The sequence below is a fragment of the Paenibacillus apis genome, from assembly GCF_018333295.1.
GTDB classification, from domain to species: domain Bacteria; phylum Bacillota; class Bacilli; order Paenibacillales; family Paenibacillaceae; genus Fontibacillus; species Fontibacillus antibioticophila.
On the sequence record NZ_BORS01000004.1, the window covers coordinates 330,522 to 349,770 of the forward strand.

The window sequence follows — 19,249 nt, forward strand, 5'->3', positions numbered from 1 at the left end:
GTATGCTTCCTTTAGAAGCATTTTGCTCATGTAGGTTTTGCCTACACTCCGTTCCTCCTTCTTCGGGTTCTCACAACCTTCTCGGTGTTGAAAACCTAACTTTTTGAACACGAATCAATAGGAACATTCTAGGAAAAAAGAAAGGCGGTATACCAATCATGGCGATGAATTTGGATCAGGAGCATGAATTAACCCATGGAACAGTAGAGCAGCGGGTTGTATATGAGTCAGGCAACGAAATGGCGGCCTATGCCGCAAGTCAAATCAATTATCATATAATGGGGTATTTTCCGATCTCGCCTTCAACGGAGGTGGCGCAGTTCCTTGATCTGATGAAGGCTAATGGCCAGCATGATATCAAGCTGATTGCCTCTGACGGCGAGCATAGCTCGGCGGGGATTTGTTATGGCGCCTCCACGGCCGGCGGGCGAGTATTTAACGCCACAAGTGCTAACGGGTATATGTATATGCTGGAGCAAATGCCGGTACAGGCAGGTACCCGTTTTCCGATGGTCATGAACCTGGTCTGCCGCTCGGTCTCCGGGCCGCTGGATATCCACGGCGATCATTCGGACTTGTACTTTGCCCTGAACACGGGCTGGCCGATCCTGATGTGCCGGGATCCGCAGTCGGTCTATGACATGAATATTATTGCGCTTAAGCTGGCTGAGGATCCAGAGGTGCGTTTGCCGGTGCTTGTGGCGTCGGATGGTTATTTTACCTCCCATCAAAAACGGCGTGTGAATACTTTTGCCAACAGTGAGGATGTGCTCAAATTTGTTGGAGAACGGCCGCCGGCCGGGTTCCCGCATACGCTGGATCGTAATAATCCGATTACGGTCGGACCCTACATGAACGAACCGGATTATATCAATAACAAATACCAGCAATCCCAGGCGATGTACCGTGCGGAAGCGGTATTTGAACGGATTGCCGATGAGTATGCAGAGCTGACCGGCAGAAAGTACAGCATGCTGGATACGTATCGGATGGAGGATGCCGAGGTAGCGGTGTTCCTGATGAACTCGGCTTCCGAGATTATTAAGGATGTGGTTGATGATCTGCGTCGTCAAGGTATCAAGGCCGGTTCAATTGCACCGAATGTCATCCGTCCCTTCCCGCAACAGCAAATTGCGGATGCCCTGAAGCAGGTCAAGGCGGTTACAATCGGTGATCGGGCAGACTCCTATGGCGCTTACGGCGGCAATATGAGCAATGAAATCAAGGCTGCGCTGTTCACCCACGGCAACCATACTACCCAAGTGATTAGCCGCGTGTACGGACTGGGCGGTAAAGAGTTCTATGCCGAAGACGGCATGCACCTGTTTGAACTGGCGATTGAAGCGGTCAAGCAAGGCCGGGTTGAAGTGCCGTTCGATTATTATGGACATACGCCGGGCAATCCGGATGTGACGCCAGCCCGGGTGCTGAATCCGCTGAAATTCGAGGATCTGAAGACAGGTCTTATCACAGTGACAAAGAACGAAGAGACCGGCAAGCTTGGCGTGCGGATTCCGCCGCTGCGGGCGCTGACGAAGAAGCCGAAGCGGATTGCTCCGGGACATGGCGCTTGTCCGGGCTGCGGTATTTTCTCGGGATTGGAGCTGTTCTTTAAAGGGATCGAGGGAGACATTGTTGCCTTGTTCCATACCGGCTGTGCGATGGTAGTTACGACCGGCTATCCTTATTCCTCTCATAAAGCAACTTATATTCACAACCTGTTCCAGAATGGCGCGGCTACGCTGTCCGGTGTTGTCGAGATGTTCTGGGAACGCAAGCGGCGTGGCGAGCTGGATGAGCTTGGCTTGAAGGATGACTTTACGTTTGTCATGGTTACCGGTGACGGCGGGATGGACATCGGGATGGGGCCGGCGATTGGCGCGGCATTGCGGAATCATCGGATGATCATTGTCGAGTACGATAACGAAGGATATATGAATACCGGAGCGCAGCTCTCTTATTCGACTCCGCTCGGACACCGGACCTCGACGTCCAATATCGGTACCGTACAGAAGGGAAAGGTATTTCATCACAAGGATACACCGCAAATTATGGCGGCTACCAATATCCCTTACGTATTTACCGGCAGTGAAGCTTACCCGCAGGATTTGGTCAAGAAAGCGGCCAAGGCGCAATGGTACGCACAGAACGAAGGACTGGTCTATGGTAAAATATTGATAGCCTGTCCGCTGAACTGGATTACGAAGGATGATCAAGGTACAGAGATCGTGGATGCAGCCGTGAATTCCTGCTTCTTCCCGCTGTATGAGGTCGAGCATGGTCAGACAACCATTACCTATAATCCGGAGGATAAAGACAAGCGGGTGCCATTGACTGATTGGCTGAAGACCATGGGCAAGACACGTCATTTGCTCAAGCCTGAGAATGAAGCTGCACTGCATGAATTTGAGCGTGAAGTGGATCGTCGTTGGCAAATCCTGCTGACCAAGCATGAGCATCCTTTGCTGTAGTCTTCGGCCGGGCATGTAAGGTAGAAGCGAAGCAAAAGGAGGATTTACCGTGGAGAAGGAGTATTTTCGCGCGTTCCGTGTTCATAAGGATGAATCGGAATTTCGCACAGGTATCGAGCAGATTGCACTCAGCGATTTACCGGCGGGAGAGGTATTGATCGAGGTTCATTATTCAAGCGTGAATTATAAAGACGGATTGGCTTCACTTCCGGACGGGAAAATTGTTCGGCGCTATCCGTTTATTCCGGGAATCGATCTGGCGGGAAAAGTGCTCGCCTCTGAAGATGAGCGGTACAACATCGGTGACTATGTAATTTGCACAGGATATGACTTGGGCGTTAATCATGAAGGCGGATATTCAGAAATTGCTCGGGTTCCTGCCTATTGGCTTGTGCCGCTTCCCCCGGGTCTGACAGCCTTTGAAGCGATGGCGATTGGTACAGCCGGATTCACAGCAGCTCTGTCCGTGCAACGATTACTGGCTAATGGGCTGACTCCGGACTCGGGTCCGGTATTGGTGGCAGGGTCTACCGGAGGCGTAGGCAGCATGGCGGTATCGATACTGGCTAAGCTTGGCTTCAAGGTGACGGCCGTCACGGGCAAACCAGCACTGACTGACAAGCTGCTTGGCTTGGGAGCTTATCAGGTGCTTAGCCGTGAAGAAGCGGCTTCCGGAGCAAAGGGCGCATTAGGCAAAGAGCAATGGGCTGCCGTCGTAGATCCGGTTGGCGGAGCCTTTACCGGTGATTTGCTGAAAAGCGTCTCTTACGGCGGATCCATTGCCGTGTCGGGAATGGCTGCCGGAGGGCATTTTGATACCACCGTATTTCCATTTATCCTGCGGGGTGTAAATCTGCTGGGCATTGATTCGGTATTTTGTCCCATGCCGCAGCGTCTGGCCCTGTGGGAGCTGCTGGCCGGAGAGTGGAAGCCGGTAACAGCCCTGGAGGAGTGGACCTCCGTTTATCAGCTTGATCAGCTTCCTGAAGCCTTATCGAGGGTGATCGACAGTAAGGCGGTTGGCCGTCAGGTCATTGCTGTAAAGAGTGATTATATAGGTTGAACTAAAAAACTACGTAGAATGGGCATAAGTGTGGGGTGTGCTGAAGAAGCGTCAGCGCTCGCCTTTGTGAGTGGATTTCTACCGTATAATAACTTAGTTCAATCAGAGAAATCCGCGAACAACAGCGATCGTAAGAACACTCCACACGTTGCCCTCTGAACGTAAAACTTATTAATTCAACCTATATAGAGCAGCGTTAGAGGCTTGATTCTGGGCGTACGCACAGGATTCAGGCCTCTTCTTGTATTTGGCGATGATTTCCTCGGCATAAATATAAGCAGAATTACACACGCTAACCCCAATTATTGGATGGATTACCCATCGAAATAAAAGGAGGAATCAGGGATGCCGAGAAGATGGACGCTCATCATTATTGCCACGTTATTTGCCTTAACGGCTGCTTCGGGGTGCGGAGCTGGAGCGAAACAAATTGCTGCCAGAGAAATGGACAAGTACAGCATGAAAAGCGCCAGAGAAGGAAATCTCAGACAACGAAGCAGCGGAGTAACGTTGAACGGCCCCTTTTTGAAGACCCTTAAGGAAGAATGTCGAAAGAGGGGGATCACGCTGACACATGAGACCTATTCCGAAGGCTTTGAGGGGAATCTGAGCTATAGTTATTTTATCAACGGGAGTGCCAAGGATTATGTTATCGTTCACATTTATCCAAGTGAACAGGAAAGAACCCGGCAAATTTCAGAATTGTATAGAGGGAAGGTCCAGAATAAAGCACTGGAGCAAGAGGAGACAACAGTGATTTCAGAGCGGGGGAAGACAGCGTTGGTGTATACTTCAAGCAGGACCGATAAGAGCAATTACAGCTATGAAATCAAGGCGGCATTTGAGCAGGCTCTGGACCGGATGACCCGTTAAGGCTGCAATTGATACCACATGATTCATTCACAATCCCTCCGGCCAGAGTTTGTATTATGGTCAGAGGGATTGCTTTGTTAGACGATGATTGCTACTTGTTCAATTCTCTAATGACATGTCTTAATTCAGGAAGAATAATCTTTTCCATAGCCAGCTTAACGGCACCTTGAGAGCCTGGCATGGAGAAGATGGCGACATTTCCGATCGTCCCGGCAATGGCCCGGCTTAATATCGCTGCGGCGCCAATATCCTCCGTGTAGCTCAGAAACCGAAAAATTTCTCCAAAGCCCGGCAGCTCTTTGTTTAGCAGGCTGCGCACGGCCTCATACGTATTATCTCTCGGGGCAATGCCCGTACCGCCATTGAGCAGAATGGCTTCCACCTTGCGGCTGGATACGGCCTCTCTCAGCAGTTGGCGGATACCATCATAGTCATCCTTAATGATTCTGTAATCCACAACCTCATATTCTTGGCTACCTAGCAGTTCCTTTGTAAGCTGCCCGCTGTAATCATTCTCTGCGACGCGGGTGTCCGATATGGTCACGACCAGGCACTTTACATGCTTGGGCGCTTCCCGTCGATGTTCATCAACCGATCTGATCATGATGTGATCCTCCAGTAAGTGGATTTTCTGATATAAGACGTAGTTCAAAACTTAACTTTTTGAACACTCACTATAACTATCTTATCACAATGAGTTGAAAGAAATGTCAGGCGTTTGCAGGTTGCACTAAGCTTCTCATTGGTGTAAACTCGCTTTCATGGAAAAGGATGCCGAAAAAACGGAGGTAATCATACAATGCAGGAATTATCCCATTTACAGACTACACCTGTTTACATATTGTCAGGATTTTTGGGAAGCGGGAAAACAACCCTATTAGGGAGGCTGTTATCCTATTGGAAGAACCAGGGGTTAAAGCCTGCGGTGATTATGAATGAAATTGGCGAGGTTAATCTCGACGGCCTGGCGGTGGGTCCTGATGTCCCGATGGCCGAAATGCTGGATGGTTGTATTTGCTGCAGCATTCGGGCAGACCTCAGCATGGAGCTTTATGAGCTGATCCAGAATGAACGGCCTGACCTTGTAATCATTGAAGCAACGGGAGCCGCAAATCCGATGGAGATTTTTGATGCGGTATCCGAGGCTTCCCTCTATTTGAAGCTGGATATTAAACCGATGATCACCGTTGTGGATACCGCTTATTTCTCTGAGCTGTATGCTTCCCAGAAGGGGAAGACCTATCGTCTGATGATGGAGCAAATTCGCTGCGGTTCCGTGCTGGTCATGAATAAGCTGGATCGGCTTAACGCCAAGCAGCAAAAGGAGGTCAAGGAGCTGCTGATTAAACTGAATCCGCACGCCGCGATCTTTGAAGCGGTGCGCTGCGATGTGAACCTGGAGGAGTTATTAACGAACCGGACTGTCAGCAAGTCTCCTGCTTCGGATAATCAGCAGAAGCAGCACAGCGATTGCGGACATGATCACCCTCATGGCGAGCATTGCAATCATCCGGATCATCATCACACCCATCACTCTCACAGCCATGTGACCGTCTACACGTATTACTTCAAGGCAGCGGTCAACAGCGTCCAGTTTGAGCGGTTCATGAAGGAGCTTCCAAGAGAAGTATACCGGGCCAAAGGAATCCTGCATTTTTCCGATACATCCAGTCGTTTTCTGTTCCAATATGCATACCGTGAGAGTGATTATTTGAAGATTACACCGCAGGGGCAAGTGCCTGATGTGGCTGTGTTTATTGGCGAGCATTTTGATCAAGAGCTTATCCGGGCCGCTTTGGAACAGCTGGAGCAAGAGAGCACGGGAGCGGGAGCGGAGCAAGGGGAATGAAGCCTGTGAGGGATATGTGATTTTATATTGATTTGTTGATTTGTGCTTGCTGTTCGTTTCAGGATCAGGATAAGACGGTTATACATGAATGAGTGTTGAGAACTGAATAACGACATCGGGAGGAATCTGCCATGATTCAGGAAAAATACCGTGAATGTATTGAAGCATGTCTCGCATGCATGAATGCCTGTAATTATTGTTATGTATCCAGCCTGAAGGAATATGAGCTTGCTATGCTGCGGGAATGTATCCGACTGGATCGAGAGTGCGCGGATATTTGCGCTTTCACTGCCGAAGCCCTGTCGCGGAATACTCTTTTTGCGCTAGAAATCAGCGCATTGTGCGCCAAAGCCTGTGACGCATGTGCGGAGGAATGCGAGAAGCATAGTCATGATCATTGCCACCAATGTGCAGAGGCCTGCCGCCGTTGTGCGGAGGCTTGCCGCCAAATGATAGGTGCAGCTTGATTCACCGTGTCAGGAAAATTTTGCAACCTTTTCGGAGAGGGCAGCGTCTTGGGGATGAGGTGATTAAAAATGAAGAAAAACAAATTAAAAATTACAGCGGCTCTTTTGATGTCAAGCTCTCTGCTTCTGGCCTCTTCAGCGTCAGCCTTCAGTGATGTGAAAGGTAAGGACAGTACGATTACTGAAGCGCTTCAGAAGAAAGGGATCGTCCAGGGCGTTGGCAAGGACAAGTTTGCTCCTCATGGCAAATTGACCGGAGCTGAAGGCGTGTACATGATCATTAAGGCACTTGGTCTTAAAGAGACAAATGACGCTTCATCCAAGAAATATCATCAGTTCAAGCAGCCATGGTACAGTGAGGTCAAGGCCATTGCCGAGGATAATGGAATTAAGCTTCCTGAGAAGTTTAGCTGGAATTCCGAGCTTACCAAGGAGCAATTCGCCTACATTCTGGATCAAGCGGTTAACGCCACGGGCAACTATCCGCTGATCAAAATTTTTATTGATGTGAAGGATGCCGACCAAGGAAATGTTCTCTATTCCGGAAGCATTCAAAGGCTTCTTGTGATGAAAATAACGGAACTGGATGATAAAGGGAAGTTTTATCCAACCGCTTCAATGACAAGAATTGAAGCAGCACGCATGGTGTATAATGCCACTCAATTTGTAGAGAAGCAGAAGGAATTGGAGCAGCAGCAGAACAATCGAGTTAGCTACGCTGTGACCAAGGTGAATGATCAGGTGAACAAGGTTGTATTAACTCGTTATGAGCAGCCTCATCCTGGGTATGGAATCCGGGTAGCCAAGGTAGAATTCACCAAGGACAGCAAAGCGGTCATCCACTATGAGCTGCTGTCGCCGGACCCGGATATGGTGTATCCGCAGGTGATCACAGACAGCCAGACCGAGACCTATATTTCCAGTGATTACAGTATCGAAATTAAAGAAGTGAAGGAAACCCAATAAATACTATCTTATTTTAGAATTGGGGTTCTTAAGTAGAGATGCTTGAAAAGGTTGCCTTTTCCGTTTAGATGCGGGGAGACAGCCTTTTTTTGCGTGCGGAAACAGTGGGTTGTAAAGTATCAGATTTCATTGGAAAGTGATATTTTTGTGACGAATAGGCTCAAGTATAATGAGGGCATGCATGTAAAGCAAGCGCTAACATCTAGACGATACAGCATTTCGCAGCAAGGAGGTGAATTATTCATTCCACCAAGAGCTTCCAACAAGGTCTAATATGATGGAGGGTGAACACTTTGGAAGGGAATATTTTACCTAGGCGAATCTTGGCGTTGATTACCGGTTTGGCCTTGATTATTGGATTGCTGTTCCCCGGAATCCCCATTCAAGCCGAGCCGGCAGGTCCCTATAATCTGACCGTAGAAGAGGGCAGCCTCAAGTTTAATCAAGTTCGATTGCAGTGGGAAGGATCGCCCGAAGTTCATGTGTGGGACGAGAACGGGAATATTAACGGGGGATATCTCAATATCTGGAATCCTGGGCTGTCCGTGAAGCCAGAGACAACGTACCGACTGTATCTGACAGACCTGTCTGACAGATCCCTCAAAAGCAATATCATCGAATTTACCACACCACCGATGGATCCAAGCACACTTCCAGAGCCACCGCTCACACCTCCGCACAATCTGACGGTTACCGATGTGACTTATTCCGCTATTACATTAAGCTGGTCCGGGGACCCTTCCAAGGGATATCCCGTTTACGTGAACGGTAATTATTCCGGAGAAGTATGGAATTGGTCTAACTCCTACACGTACACTATTCCGGAAGGAACCGTGACCGGAGCTGTCTATAAGTTCATGGTTCGAGCGTTCGAACCGCCTGAGCAGTCGGCGGACAGCAATGTGGTTACGATTAAATGGGGGGAGCTGGAGGCTCCTCAGGACCTCCAAATCGTTACCGCCACGAAGACAGCGGCTTCCATCGCCTGGGCAAAGGTTGACGGCGCCACCGAATATCATATTTTACTGGATGGCGAATGGATCGGGACCAGCGATACGAACCGTTATGCGATTACCGGACTTAGTGAAAATCAAACCTACCGTTTCTCGGTGATCGCCAGAAACCAGCTGTGGGAATCGCCGGAAAGCGATTCTGTCGAGGTGATCCCGGGAAGGAACTATCAAGCAGTAACGTATTATACCTCCTGGGCGAGATCGCCGGAGGGGAGGAATTTCAAGCCTCAGGATCTGGATGCTACCAAGTTCACCCATATACAATACGCCTTTGCGGATCTGTGCTGGAACGGGGTAACCAGCGGCGGGGCTGACTGTCAGAAAGCCGGGGTGCCGCTCCATGAGGACTATAAGTTCAATGGCGAAGTGGTGCTGGGCGACCCCGTGAATGATCTGCAGAATTTTACGGAACTAAACGCCAAAAAAGCGGCTCAACCGGATCTGAAGCTGATTCTCTCGGTGGGGGGCTGGACGTGGTCGGATTTTTTCTCCGTGATGGCTGCGACAGAACAGACGCGCCTGGCCTTTGCGAACTCTGCTGTTGAATTTATAAGGGAGTTCGGACTGGATGGGATCGATATTGACTGGGAGTATCCCGTAGAAGGCGGGGAAGAAGGCAATACCCAAAGTCCAGATGATCGGGAGAACTTTACGCTGCTTATGAAAACTGTTCGCGAAGCCCTGGATGCAGCTGGAGCGGAAGATGGCAGATATTATTTGCTCACGATCGCTTCCTCCCAGGCGGATAACTTCATCATTAATGCTGATCTGGTCCGTTCCGTGGAATATCTCGATTTTATCAGCGTCATGACCTACGATTATAGCGGAACATGGGATTCAAGAGCACATCATAACTCGCCGTTATTTTATGATCCCGCTCATTTCTCCGTATCTGCTTCCCGTAATCATGCAAGCGGATCGCTGCTTGCCAATCTAACCAGCGGCATACCGGGCTACAAGCTGAATCTGGGTGTCCCATTCTATGGCGTTGGTTGGCTGGAAGTGGAGAATGGGGAATACGGAGCAATCCTTAGAAAAGACTTAAATAAGGACGAAACCTTCGGCACTTGGGAGTCATTCAAATTCGACTATCAGGACCTGGAGGGGAATTATGTGAACAAGAACGGCTATAATCGGTACTGGAACGAATACGCCAAGGTGGCCTATTTATACAATAAGGAAAATGGCAATTTTATTTCTTATAACGATCAACAGAGCATGATGTACACAGCTGCGCTCGTTCGTTCTTTGGATATAGCGGGCGTCATGAGTTGGGAATCACATGGGGACCGTTCCTTGACGCTGACCAATGAGCTGGTGCGCAATTTGCCGATTAACGGTCTGGCTGGTGAGGCAAGACTAGAGCAGCCGCGCCAACTAACTGTGAAGTCCAAGGCAGCGACGGCATTAACGGTTGCCTGGGAACGGTCGGAAGAAGCGGATGCTTATGAGGTCTATGCGAATAGGATCTATCTAGGAACGACAAAAGAGAATAGCTTCACCTTGAACCGGCTGCAGCCTCAGACCGATTATCTGATCCAGATTCTTGCGATCCATCGAGCGGAAGACGGAAGCATCACCCGGGTATCCGATTTCAGTGAAGGGATGCAAGCCAAGACGGATGCGGCTCCATCTACTTCCCCTGGAACCTCTCCTGGAACGGGCTCCGTGAACCCTGGATCACCGTCAACCGTTTTGCCACAGGGTCCTGTAATTGGAGAGGGCAAGGGAGGCTCGCTGCAAATCAAGCTGAGATCGGAAAAGGTGAAAGGTGTCACGGTCGCGAAGGTTGATTCAGCCGCAGTCCTGAAGGCCGTCAAAGGCTCATCCAGCCCTAGATTGGAGCTGGTTGTCGACGGCTCCGACGGCCAAGTGAAACTCACAGTATCTTCTGAGATCGTGGCTGCTATGGCTGCAAAAGGAGATCAGGCGGAAATCCGGATCATCGCCGGGAAGGTACAATACCGGCTCCCGTTAAGCGCATTGAAGCTAGAGAAGGAGTCCCGCTCCATCGTCATATCCATACTGAAGCCTGACTCGGCCGAGCAGGATGCAATCAAGGCAGCTGTTGGAAATATCGCGGCCAAGCTGCATGCCGAGCCGCTGCAGTTCAAGATCGAAATCATGGATGGAGATGGTAACCTGAAGGAGCTATCCGATTTCGGTCGGACCTTTGTAAGCCGCATATTCCAATTGGGCCGGACAGCTCCGAACTTGAATCAGGCTACAGGAATCTTATGGGATGCAAAGTCAGGCCAATTACTCCATGTCCCTACGTTGTTCCAAGAAGATGGGGAAGGCAACTGGACGGCAGAATTGAAACGAATAGGCAACAGCATCTATGCCGTAATCGAAGTTAGCCTGGAGATTCCAGAGGGGGTTCCAGCATGGGCGAAGGAAGATGTTGCTGCTATTCTTGCCAAGCAAATCGTCAGCTCAACAGAGGCCAGGATCTATCTTGCAGACGAGAAAATCACCCGGGCGGAGTTCGCATCACTGCTGGTTCATGCGCTCGGTCTGAATTTGGACTCGGGGGCATCGACGTTTACGGATGTCGGTGCGGATCACCCGTCGTCGAGGGAGATTGAAGCGGCGGTTGAGAGCGGCTTGTTCAAAGGAAGAACCCCTGATATCTTTGATCCCTCAGCGTTGATCACACGCCAGGAGATGGCGGTGATGATGGACAATGCTGTTCAGTTTGTCGGTAAACGTCCTGGTTCGGATGCCTCCATGCTTGCCGGCTTCAAGGATCAGGCAGAGGTGTCGGCCTTTGCAAGGCAATCGGTAGCAAGATTGCTGGAGCTGCAGATTATGAACGGGGTCTCCGCAACCAGCCTTGCGCCTACAGCTCATGCGACAAAGGCCCAAGCGGCAGTTGTGGTCATGAGAATGCTCCGTATGTTGGAGTTGAGCAACTAGAGTATTTTCTGAAAAAAATAGGGCTCTCCCAAAAAGACTTGATCTGGCGGGAGGCCCTATTTGTGTTAAGAGATTGGCATGGCAGCTGTAATACAGGCATCTACTCGATGCAGTGCGGTGTTGCATATTTACTGTTTACTGTGTAATAGCAGTTAGCAGGTTGAACCCCAGTTAGGTACGTAGGGAGGGCAGCCGTGTGAAATGATCCTACAATCGCTGTTGTTCGCGGATTTCCATGATTGGACTAAGTTCTCACAAGGGGGAAATCCGCTCACAAAAGCGACCGCTCCGCTTTTTCAGATTCATTTCACACTCTTGCCCTATCTATCGCTTATTGGCTTCAACTGAAATGCAGTTTGCACATGGATGTGCTATGCTGCATTGCAATAACTGCACTGCTATTAACTTACCTCCCTAACATACAAGCAGGAGATTAAGCACAGCCTTGGGCTAAGCGCGAATGGCAGCTTGCGCGATAGCTTATGCACGACGTCCATGACCTACCGCGCCTAAAGTTGCACCTCCGCCTCACGATGCTCGGCCTTGCACCGAGACTTCGTCTGTTCTGCCAGTACGGAAGTTTTTCTCCGAACTTTACTTCTCCACTGGCATCCTAGGTCTTGCTCCGAACTTCAATCACCCTACAAGACGATATGAGCACCTCAATTTGCTCATGCTCGTCAGGTCGTAATTTAATGAAATTACTTCCCTTAAAATCTTCATTCGATGCTCGAATCCACATTTAGTGAAAAAACTTACCTTAGATCGCCAGTAACTAGCCAAACCCACGTTTTAGTCAACTTTAAGTACAAAAATTTCACTATATTCGCATTCCTAGCATTTCCACTGAATTTAAGGTAACTTTTTTCACTGCATACGTAAGATCGATATTTTCATGCGGTAAACCGATCACTGTCATGCGTACTTGGTCGATATTTTGCAGAATCTGCTGGAATTGCCTTGCTCTGCGGGCTTATTGAAATGGGGGTATCCCCAATAATGATACGGTGTTGTCTACTTATTGTTTGAATGCATTTGCTTCTTAGAGGGAGTGCGGTGCAATTAGCACTATAAAGCCGATCCAAAGAGACTGCGTAAAAGGGTATAAGTGTGAAGGTTGCTGTAGAAGCGGAGCGTTCGCCTTTGTAAGCGGATTTCTTCCATGGGAGAACATCGTCCAATGAGAGAAATCCGCGAACAACAGCGATCGTAAGCACACTCACACAATGCCTCTGGCACGCAGAGTTATTAGACTGCTTTATATTGCTCCGTGCATTCGACTACCCCTGATTCACCGCGGGATGCACGGACGCAACCGCGACGCTTGGAGCGGGATCGGCACCGCCCGATTGCAGGCGGTACATCTTGTAATAGCGGCCGCCAAGCGCAAGCAGTTCTTCATGTGTGCCGCTCTCTACGATTTGACCGCGATGCAGAACCAAAATCTGGTCCGCACTGCGGATCGTTGATAAGCGGTGGGCGATAATGAAGGTCGTGCGGCCTCGTTTGAGCACCTCCAGCGCCGATTGGATCAGGGCTTCCGTCTCGGTATCGATGTTGGCCGTAGCTTCATCCAGAATGAGAATAGCCGGATCAAAGGCTAATGCCCGGGCAAAGGAGATCAGCTGCCGTTCTCCGGCGGACAAGGTGCTTCCCTTTTCCACGACCGGTTCATCAATTCCTTTCGGCAAGTGGCTCAAGATCCGCGTAGCGCCGACGTCATCAAGGGCTTTCTGGATTGTCTCGCGGGTGATGCGTTCATCGCCCAGGCTGACGTTGGAAGCAATGGTCCCCGTGAATAAGTACGGGTCCTGTAGTACAATCCCCATATGCTGGCGAATCCACTGCTTGGGCAGCTCCTTGACCGGCTTACCATCAATGGTAATCGTACCCTTCTGGGGATCATAGAACCGGAACAGCAGGTTGATAATGGAGCTCTTGCCGGAGCCGGTATGACCGACCAGCGCGACAGTCTGGCCTTGCTTGGCTTCGAAGGAAATGTTTTTTAATACGAAATCCTCCTTATAAGCGAAGGAGACATCCTTAAACTCGACGTTGCCGCGGTAGCGCGGCATGGAGCCATCTGTCACATCCTCGCCGGGCTCCTCCATCAGCTTGAACACGCGTCCTGCCGATACCATGGAGGAATCAAGCGCAGCCAGTTGGTTAACCATCCCGGTCATTGGCTGGAACAGCCGGCCCAGGACGTCAACGAAGGCATATAGAACCCCAAGCGAGATGATTCCGGCACCGCTTAATTGGGCGGAGCCGAAATACCACAGCACAACCGCGAATGCCAGACTCCGAATCACGTTCACCAGATTGTGGGAGGTGAAGGCATTGAGATTAAGCATTTTGTTGCTGTGACTCATGTAATCATTATTCAGATTTTCAAACTCTTCCCGGGTCTGCTTCTGACGCCGAAAAATCCGGATAATGGACATACCCTGTATGGATTCATTGATAATTGCGTTGATCTCACTCAACCGCGAGCGAATAATCGTGTTGTATTTGGTGGCGAACTTTCGATAAAGCACAATCCAGGCATACAGGATCGGCACAACAAACAAACACACTAGGCCGAGCCGGACATCTAGGATAAATAACGCGATGTAAACACCAATCATATTGATAATACCGGAGAAGAAATTCGCCAGCACCGCGATGAACAGATCCTTAACGGCCTCGGTGTCGTTGGTGACCCGGGACACGACCTTTCCGGCGGGCAGATTGTCGAAAAAGTGCACCGGGAGCTTTTGAATGTGGGCGTACACATCAATCCGCAGCTTGCGTATCACTTTGTTGGCTGAAGATTGGAGCCAATAGGTCTTCCCGAATTCCATCAGAATTGAAATGGCGAGGAATACCATGTACCAGGAAATCAGATTCAAAATACCAGGGATTTCCGGCTTATAGAAGGCGAAGATTCCGGCAGAATCCAACCGGACTGCAGGATATTCCTGCACCTCGCCTTGATGTGATAAAGTCAGGACTCCATCCTTGAAGGAGCGCTCGCCGGATACTTCTGGAATGGCGGCCTCCACAAGTACGAAGGAACGGCCGACCTGCAGCACGCGAACCTCAGGACCCCTGGCCTCCTCCGGAGCAAAACGGTCACTCCGCTTAAACGATCTGCCGTCATAAGAGACCGTTTCCTTGCTTGAAGACGCCGTTTCATAGAACGGCTTCTCGATGGCCAGCATATGGTCATCGATCATGGCGCGCGCCAGAAACGGGCCTGCCAGTTCGGCCGCTACGCCGATAGCTAACATAACCAGCGCCAGGATAAATGTATTTTTTGCATGTAATGCATATTTGAACAGTCGTTTTCCCGTTTGGTTGTTCATACACGGGCACCTCCTTAGTCGGTCAGGTTCGATTCCACTTGCTGTCGTTCATATTGCTCAAGGTACCATCCGCCGTGCTTCAGCAGCTGTTCATGTGTGCCCTGTTCGATAATCCGTCCTTTATCCAGGACAATAATCCAGTCGGCATGCTCAATGGCTGACAGGCGGTGCGTAGAAATGAGCGTAGTTTTGCCGAAACGCTTGGTCCGGATATTTTCGATAATGCGTGCCTCTGTACGGGCATCGACGGCGGAGAGCGCGTCGTCCAGGATCAGAATCTCCGGCTCAGCAATAAATGCGCGGGCGAGAGAGACACGCTGCTTCTGTCCGCCGGAAAGGGCAACCCCTTTCTCACCAACCAGAGTGTCCAGGCCATCCGACAAAGTCTCGAGATCTTGTTCAAACGCCGCGGTCCGGATCGCCTCCATAATTACTTCGTCGGAAGCATCCTTGAAGCCGAATTGAATGTTCTGCCGGACACTCTTGGAGAACAGTATCTGCTCTTGAGGAACATAGCCGATCCAAGAGTACAACTGGTCCAGAGCAATTTGATCAATCGGAACCCCGGATATCGTCAGCTTGCCGCTGCCGGCCGGATATTCTCTCAGCAGTTGCTTAAGCAAGGTTGACTTGCCGCTGCCGGTTCTGCCTACTACACCCAACGTCTGGCCTTTAGCTACAGATAGCTGGATATGCTCCAGATTCGTAACTGTTGAAGTCGGATATTGGAAGGTAAAGTTATCAAATTCGATGGTATCCGGTGAGTCTACCGAGACAGGCTCAGCAGGATCCATGACATCAGGGCGCACGTTTAAGGTTTCGTTCACACGATCCAGCGAGGCTCCGCCGCGCTGCATGATATTGATCAACTCGCCAATGGCGAACATCGGCCAGATCATCATCCCCAAATACATATTGAAGGAGACGAGTTCACCAAGCGTCAGCTCATTATTGAATACGAGATAAATGCCAAAGGTCAGGCTGATCGCATAGCTGAGTCCTACGAAGAGACGGATGGTCGGCTCAAAGTAGGCATCCACTTTAGCCACGGCCAGGTTTTTGCGGAATACGTCCTCGGTAATATCCGCAAATTTCTTCTCGTCATTCCGCTCCTGAACATAAGCGCGAATCACCCGGATGCCGGATACCGATTCCAGAACCTGATCATTCATATCGCCGAAGGCATCCTGAGCAAGAGTATAGCGCTCATGGATGATCTTCCCGTAAATCTTCATCGCCAGGGCAATGAAGGGAAGCGGGATAATCGCGGCAAGCGTCAGCTTCCAACTGATCAATGTGCTCATCGCGATAAAGATAACTGACAGATAAGCGGTGGAGTCCGTAAGGGTCAGCATTCCGAAGCCGACTGTGACCGCGACGGAACGAAGGTCATTGGTTGCCCGGGCCATCAGGTCACCGGTGCGGTTGCGCTCGAAGAATGGCGGTGTCATACCGAGCAGGTGATTCATGAAACGGGTGCGCAATAAGCGCTCTACCAGGTTCGAGCCCCCGAACAATTTATGCATCCATATGTAGGTGATCAGATAGATGAAGATCAGAACGACCAGAATGAGTACAATATAGGTAGTCAGCGATTGCCCGGTAATGGACCCTGTGGCAATATCATCGATTGCATTGCCGAGCAGGCGCGGGGGAGCAAGCTCTGCGATTCCTGCCACGATGAGCAGAACCAGACCAACCAGGTACCGCTTTCGCTCACGCTTGAAGAACCAGCTTAGATTTTTTAGGACTGAAAACATAGCGAGGTTTCCTCCTCTTCCTTGAATAATGTTTCTTTCTCTCTTTGAACCTCTGCTGAATACCCTAAAGAACAGCAAAAGGCATATCGTCATAGAACGATATGCCTAAAATCCATCATTTAGATTCCGCGTACGTTACACGACAACGTCAAGTAACCGCGCGAATAGGGATGCCGGCTCACAGCCTTTCCAGGCTAGAAGCCGAATGAACCGGTCAGATTCACTCCAGCAGGGGTTACTTTGGTATTCAGTTTCTGCGTGCCCGCATATTCAGGAGCGGGAAAATGTTGAATCATAAACACCAGGATCACCCTTTCTGCATGGTAATTAATTGAAAACGAATCTCGTATGTTGACGATTTTAACACCGCTTTCTTAAAGGTGTCAAACTTTTTTTTGCAAATCGGTGAAAATGGACTAAAATAAAGGAAACAACAAGGAGGGATCGAGATGATCGAGGTTACGAGCGATGCGGCCCGTTGGTTCAAGCAAGAGTTGGGATTGAAGTCCGGGCAGTCTGTCCGATTGTTTGCCCGCTATAGTGCCGGAGGAGCCATCCACCCGGGATTTTCGCTTGGCATACAGGCAGATGAGCCAATCTCTCCGGGCATTTCCTCAGAAGCGGAAGGCATCACGTTTTACATGGAGGATCATGATAAGTGGTATCTTGACGGCTACAATTTGAAGGTTACTTATAACGCCGGTGAGGATGATATTGAATATGCCTATCTGCCGGAATCAGCGGCGTCTGACGAAGCTTATCAGAGCCAGTGATTCTTAGAGAGCGGCATAGCTTGAGCGCGACGCATTAAAATAGCACAGGACGCAGAACGATCTCACTTCTGCCCTGTGCTATTTTTTGAGCGTTCATCTGTTAGTAATTTTGGACTACCTCTGTTAGCCTTGATTACTGAAGATAGGGTCGTCCATCGCATATTCGAAATCTCCGATATCGAATATCTGTACCGGAGCTTCCACCTCAATGATTCTCCGGATCAACTCCAGTTGATCAGTAAGCACCGGGGCATGCTCCCGCTGAGCGGTCAGGACAAGCTCTGTCTCTATCGGATCAAGCAGTTCGCCGTACATTTCGTTGTCCAAGGCGTTGACGACAGTCCATGAAACTTCCTCCCCAAAGAGGATGGAAGGGCTTTTGGACCAGGGCACGGTAAGACAGCGCTCCAGCTTTTTCCGGTTTAACGGCTCCTCCAGATAAGCGATCAGCTCTTCAATCTTCTGCTTCACATGCTGATCGTCCGCAGAATCGTTCATCAAAGGTTCCGGGCTGTTACGGAACTCATAGAGCTCCATGACGGTGGTGTAAGGAACTATATATTCTACTGGTGCCTGAGGCATCAGCAATTCGCCGTAGATCGCCACCATCACGGCCTCGATTACAAAACGTCGTGACATGGGTGTCCTCCTAAATTACATAAGGTAGAGCTGCTGCTAAACCCTTTCATGTTAATATGGAGTATATCATTATTGAACCTACAAATACAGCATCTTACAAAAATGAACAGGCTCATCCTGATCAGGGGAGGAACGATGGATAACACAGATCAAGTCTTAGAGCAAGGACCTTCTTCGAGAGCACTGAGCTGGGCGCTTCGCCAGGCAGGACCGGACAGCAGGCTAGTTCAAGCCGTCCGGCTTAAGGGAGGGATCTCATCGGTTGTCTATCGGCTGGAAATAGCGGTTGATCATCAAGCGGAGAACCGCTTGTGGGTAATGAGAATCATCCAGGATGAAGCGTGGATCAAGGAGGAGCCCCATCTGCCGCTGCACGAGAAGGCAGCGCTCCTGGCGGCCTGTGAAGCGGGGATGTCAGCGCCGGTCTGGATTGCTTCCGACCCGGAGGGGCGGGAATGCGGTTATCCGGCTGTGCTGATGAGCTGCCTTCCAGGTACAGTCATCTTGGAGAGACAAGCCTCCTCTGCATGGCTTCAGGCGCTTGCTGAAGCTATCGCTAAACTTCACGGAGCACCAGCCCGTAAAATGGAGTGGCATTATTTTACATATGTTTCGCTGGATGGGCTTGAGGTTCCGGCCTGGACGGAAGAGCCGGCCGCCTGGCGCTGTATTCTGGATACGGTAAAAGGCCCGAGGCCAGAATACACTCCTTGTCTGATACACCGCGATTATCATCCGGCCAATGTGCTGTGGACAGAGGGGGCCATCAGCAGTATTGTAGACTGGATCAATGCTTGCGAGGGACCGGCGGGGATCGATACAGGGCATTGCCGGCTTAACCTGGCTCAGCTCTATGGCGTGCAAGCGGCCGATGATTTCCTGGATGCGTATCTTGCTGCTCCGGGCGCCTCACTACTTGCTGCTAATCCATATTGGGATATGCTGTGTTTGGTTGAGATGCTTCCTGGGCCTCCAGGGGTATATAAAGGATGGGAGGAGCTTGGCGTGCAAGGATTGACTCCGGAGCTGATCCGGCGAAGGCTGGATGAATACGCGGTGCGGCTTGCCGCAAAGCATAAGGAGTACGAATAAAGGACTCTCGAACATCA

The 19,249-nt window shown here is 50.2% G+C and carries 13 protein-coding genes; 9 read left to right on the forward strand and 4 right to left on the reverse strand.

Features of this window, described 5'->3' with window-relative positions:
• Positions 1–164: 164 nt before the first annotated feature.
• From KI362_RS08375 to KI362_RS08385, 3 genes are all read left to right on the forward strand, one after another.
• On the forward strand, positions 165–2,471 hold the full coding sequence (locus KI362_RS08375; RefSeq protein WP_301626422.1) for a thiamine pyrophosphate-dependent enzyme: 2,307 nt from the start codon (positions 165–167) through the stop codon (positions 2,469–2,471).
• A 49-nt stretch (positions 2,472–2,520) separates the two neighbouring features.
• Complete coding sequence (locus tag KI362_RS08380) at positions 2,521–3,534, forward strand: acrylyl-CoA reductase family protein (protein ID WP_301626348.1); 1,014 nt, start codon at positions 2,521–2,523, stop codon at positions 3,532–3,534.
• A 345-nt stretch (positions 3,535–3,879) separates the two neighbouring features.
• On the forward strand, positions 3,880–4,407 hold the full coding sequence (locus KI362_RS08385; RefSeq protein WP_301626350.1) for a hypothetical protein: 528 nt from the start codon (positions 3,880–3,882) through the stop codon (positions 4,405–4,407).
• Positions 4,408–4,498: 91 nt separating this feature from the next.
• On the opposite strand, the gene KI362_RS08390 is transcribed toward KI362_RS08385, so the two are convergent.
• Positions 4,499–5,014 (reverse strand): MogA/MoaB family molybdenum cofactor biosynthesis protein, encoded by a 516-nt coding sequence (locus KI362_RS08390; RefSeq protein WP_301626424.1) that lies wholly within the window; start codon positions 5,012–5,014, stop codon positions 4,499–4,501.
• A gap of 192 nt (positions 5,015–5,206) precedes the next feature.
• Here KI362_RS08390 and KI362_RS08395 point away from each other — a divergent pair, with 192 nt between their 5' ends.
• From KI362_RS08395 to KI362_RS08410, 4 genes are all read left to right on the forward strand, one after another.
• Positions 5,207–6,256 (forward strand): CobW family GTP-binding protein, encoded by a 1,050-nt coding sequence (locus KI362_RS08395; protein ID WP_301626352.1) that lies wholly within the window; start codon positions 5,207–5,209, stop codon positions 6,254–6,256.
• 131 nt (positions 6,257–6,387) lie between these two features.
• On the forward strand, positions 6,388–6,723 hold the full coding sequence (locus KI362_RS08400; protein ID WP_301626353.1) for a four-helix bundle copper-binding protein: 336 nt from the start codon (positions 6,388–6,390) through the stop codon (positions 6,721–6,723).
• 69 nt (positions 6,724–6,792) lie between these two features.
• Entirely contained in the window at positions 6,793–7,689 is an 897-nt protein-coding gene (locus KI362_RS08405; protein WP_301626354.1) for an S-layer homology domain-containing protein, read from the forward strand.
• Positions 7,690–7,982: 293 nt separating this feature from the next.
• Complete coding sequence (locus KI362_RS08410) at positions 7,983–11,621, forward strand: glycosyl hydrolase family 18 protein (protein WP_301626356.1); 3,639 nt, start codon at positions 7,983–7,985, stop codon at positions 11,619–11,621.
• Between the two features lie 1,280 nt (positions 11,622–12,901).
• Here the strand turns inward: KI362_RS08410 and KI362_RS08415 are convergent.
• Positions 12,902–14,968 carry an ABC transporter ATP-binding protein gene (locus KI362_RS08415; protein WP_301626357.1) on the reverse strand — a complete coding sequence of 689 codons (2,067 nt, stop codon included), beginning with the start codon at positions 14,966–14,968 and terminating at the stop codon, positions 12,902–12,904.
• A 14-nt stretch (positions 14,969–14,982) separates the two neighbouring features.
• Positions 14,983–16,728, reverse strand: coding sequence for an ABC transporter ATP-binding protein (locus KI362_RS08420; protein ID WP_301626358.1), 1,746 nt, complete (start codon positions 16,726–16,728; stop codon positions 14,983–14,985).
• Positions 16,729–17,177: 449 nt separating this feature from the next.
• On the opposite strand from KI362_RS08420, the gene KI362_RS08425 reads away from it, so the two are divergent.
• Complete coding sequence (locus KI362_RS08425) at positions 17,178–17,501, forward strand: HesB/YadR/YfhF family protein (protein WP_044478455.1); 324 nt, start codon at positions 17,178–17,180, stop codon at positions 17,499–17,501.
• Between the two features lie 123 nt (positions 17,502–17,624).
• On the opposite strand, the gene KI362_RS08430 is transcribed toward KI362_RS08425, so the two are convergent.
• Entirely contained in the window at positions 17,625–18,140 is a 516-nt protein-coding gene (locus KI362_RS08430; RefSeq protein WP_044478456.1) for a hypothetical protein, read from the reverse strand.
• Positions 18,141–18,275: 135 nt separating this feature from the next.
• On the opposite strand from KI362_RS08430, the gene KI362_RS08435 reads away from it, so the two are divergent.
• On the forward strand, positions 18,276–19,232 hold the full coding sequence (locus tag KI362_RS08435; RefSeq protein WP_301626361.1) for a phosphotransferase family protein: 957 nt from the start codon (positions 18,276–18,278) through the stop codon (positions 19,230–19,232).
• Positions 19,233–19,249 lie beyond the last annotated feature (17 nt).

Excerpts from the sequence above, each read along its gene's own strand:
- KI362_RS08415 (WP_301626357.1), bottom strand. The coding sequence starts at position 14,968 with ATGAACAACCAAACGGGAAAACGACTGTTCAAATATGCATTACATGCA.
- KI362_RS08385 (WP_301626350.1), top strand. The coding sequence starts at position 3,880 with ATGCCGAGAAGATGGACGCTCATCATTATTGCCACGTTATTTGCCTTA.
- KI362_RS08435 (WP_301626361.1), top strand. The coding sequence starts at position 18,276 with ATGGATAACACAGATCAAGTCTTAGAGCAAGGACCTTCTTCGAGAGCA.
- KI362_RS08375 (WP_301626422.1), top strand. The coding sequence starts at position 165 with ATGAATTTGGATCAGGAGCATGAATTAACCCATGGAACAGTAGAGCAG.
- KI362_RS08395 (WP_301626352.1), top strand. The coding sequence starts at position 5,207 with ATGCAGGAATTATCCCATTTACAGACTACACCTGTTTACATATTGTCA.
- KI362_RS08420 (WP_301626358.1), bottom strand. The coding sequence starts at position 16,728 with ATGTTTTCAGTCCTAAAAAATCTAAGCTGGTTCTTCAAGCGTGAGCGA.
- KI362_RS08405 (WP_301626354.1), top strand. The coding sequence starts at position 6,793 with ATGAAGAAAAACAAATTAAAAATTACAGCGGCTCTTTTGATGTCAAGC.
- KI362_RS08425 (WP_044478455.1), top strand. The coding sequence starts at position 17,178 with ATGATCGAGGTTACGAGCGATGCGGCCCGTTGGTTCAAGCAAGAGTTG.
- KI362_RS08400 (WP_301626353.1), top strand. The coding sequence starts at position 6,388 with ATGATTCAGGAAAAATACCGTGAATGTATTGAAGCATGTCTCGCATGC.
- KI362_RS08430 (WP_044478456.1), bottom strand. The coding sequence starts at position 18,140 with ATGTCACGACGTTTTGTAATCGAGGCCGTGATGGTGGCGATCTACGGC.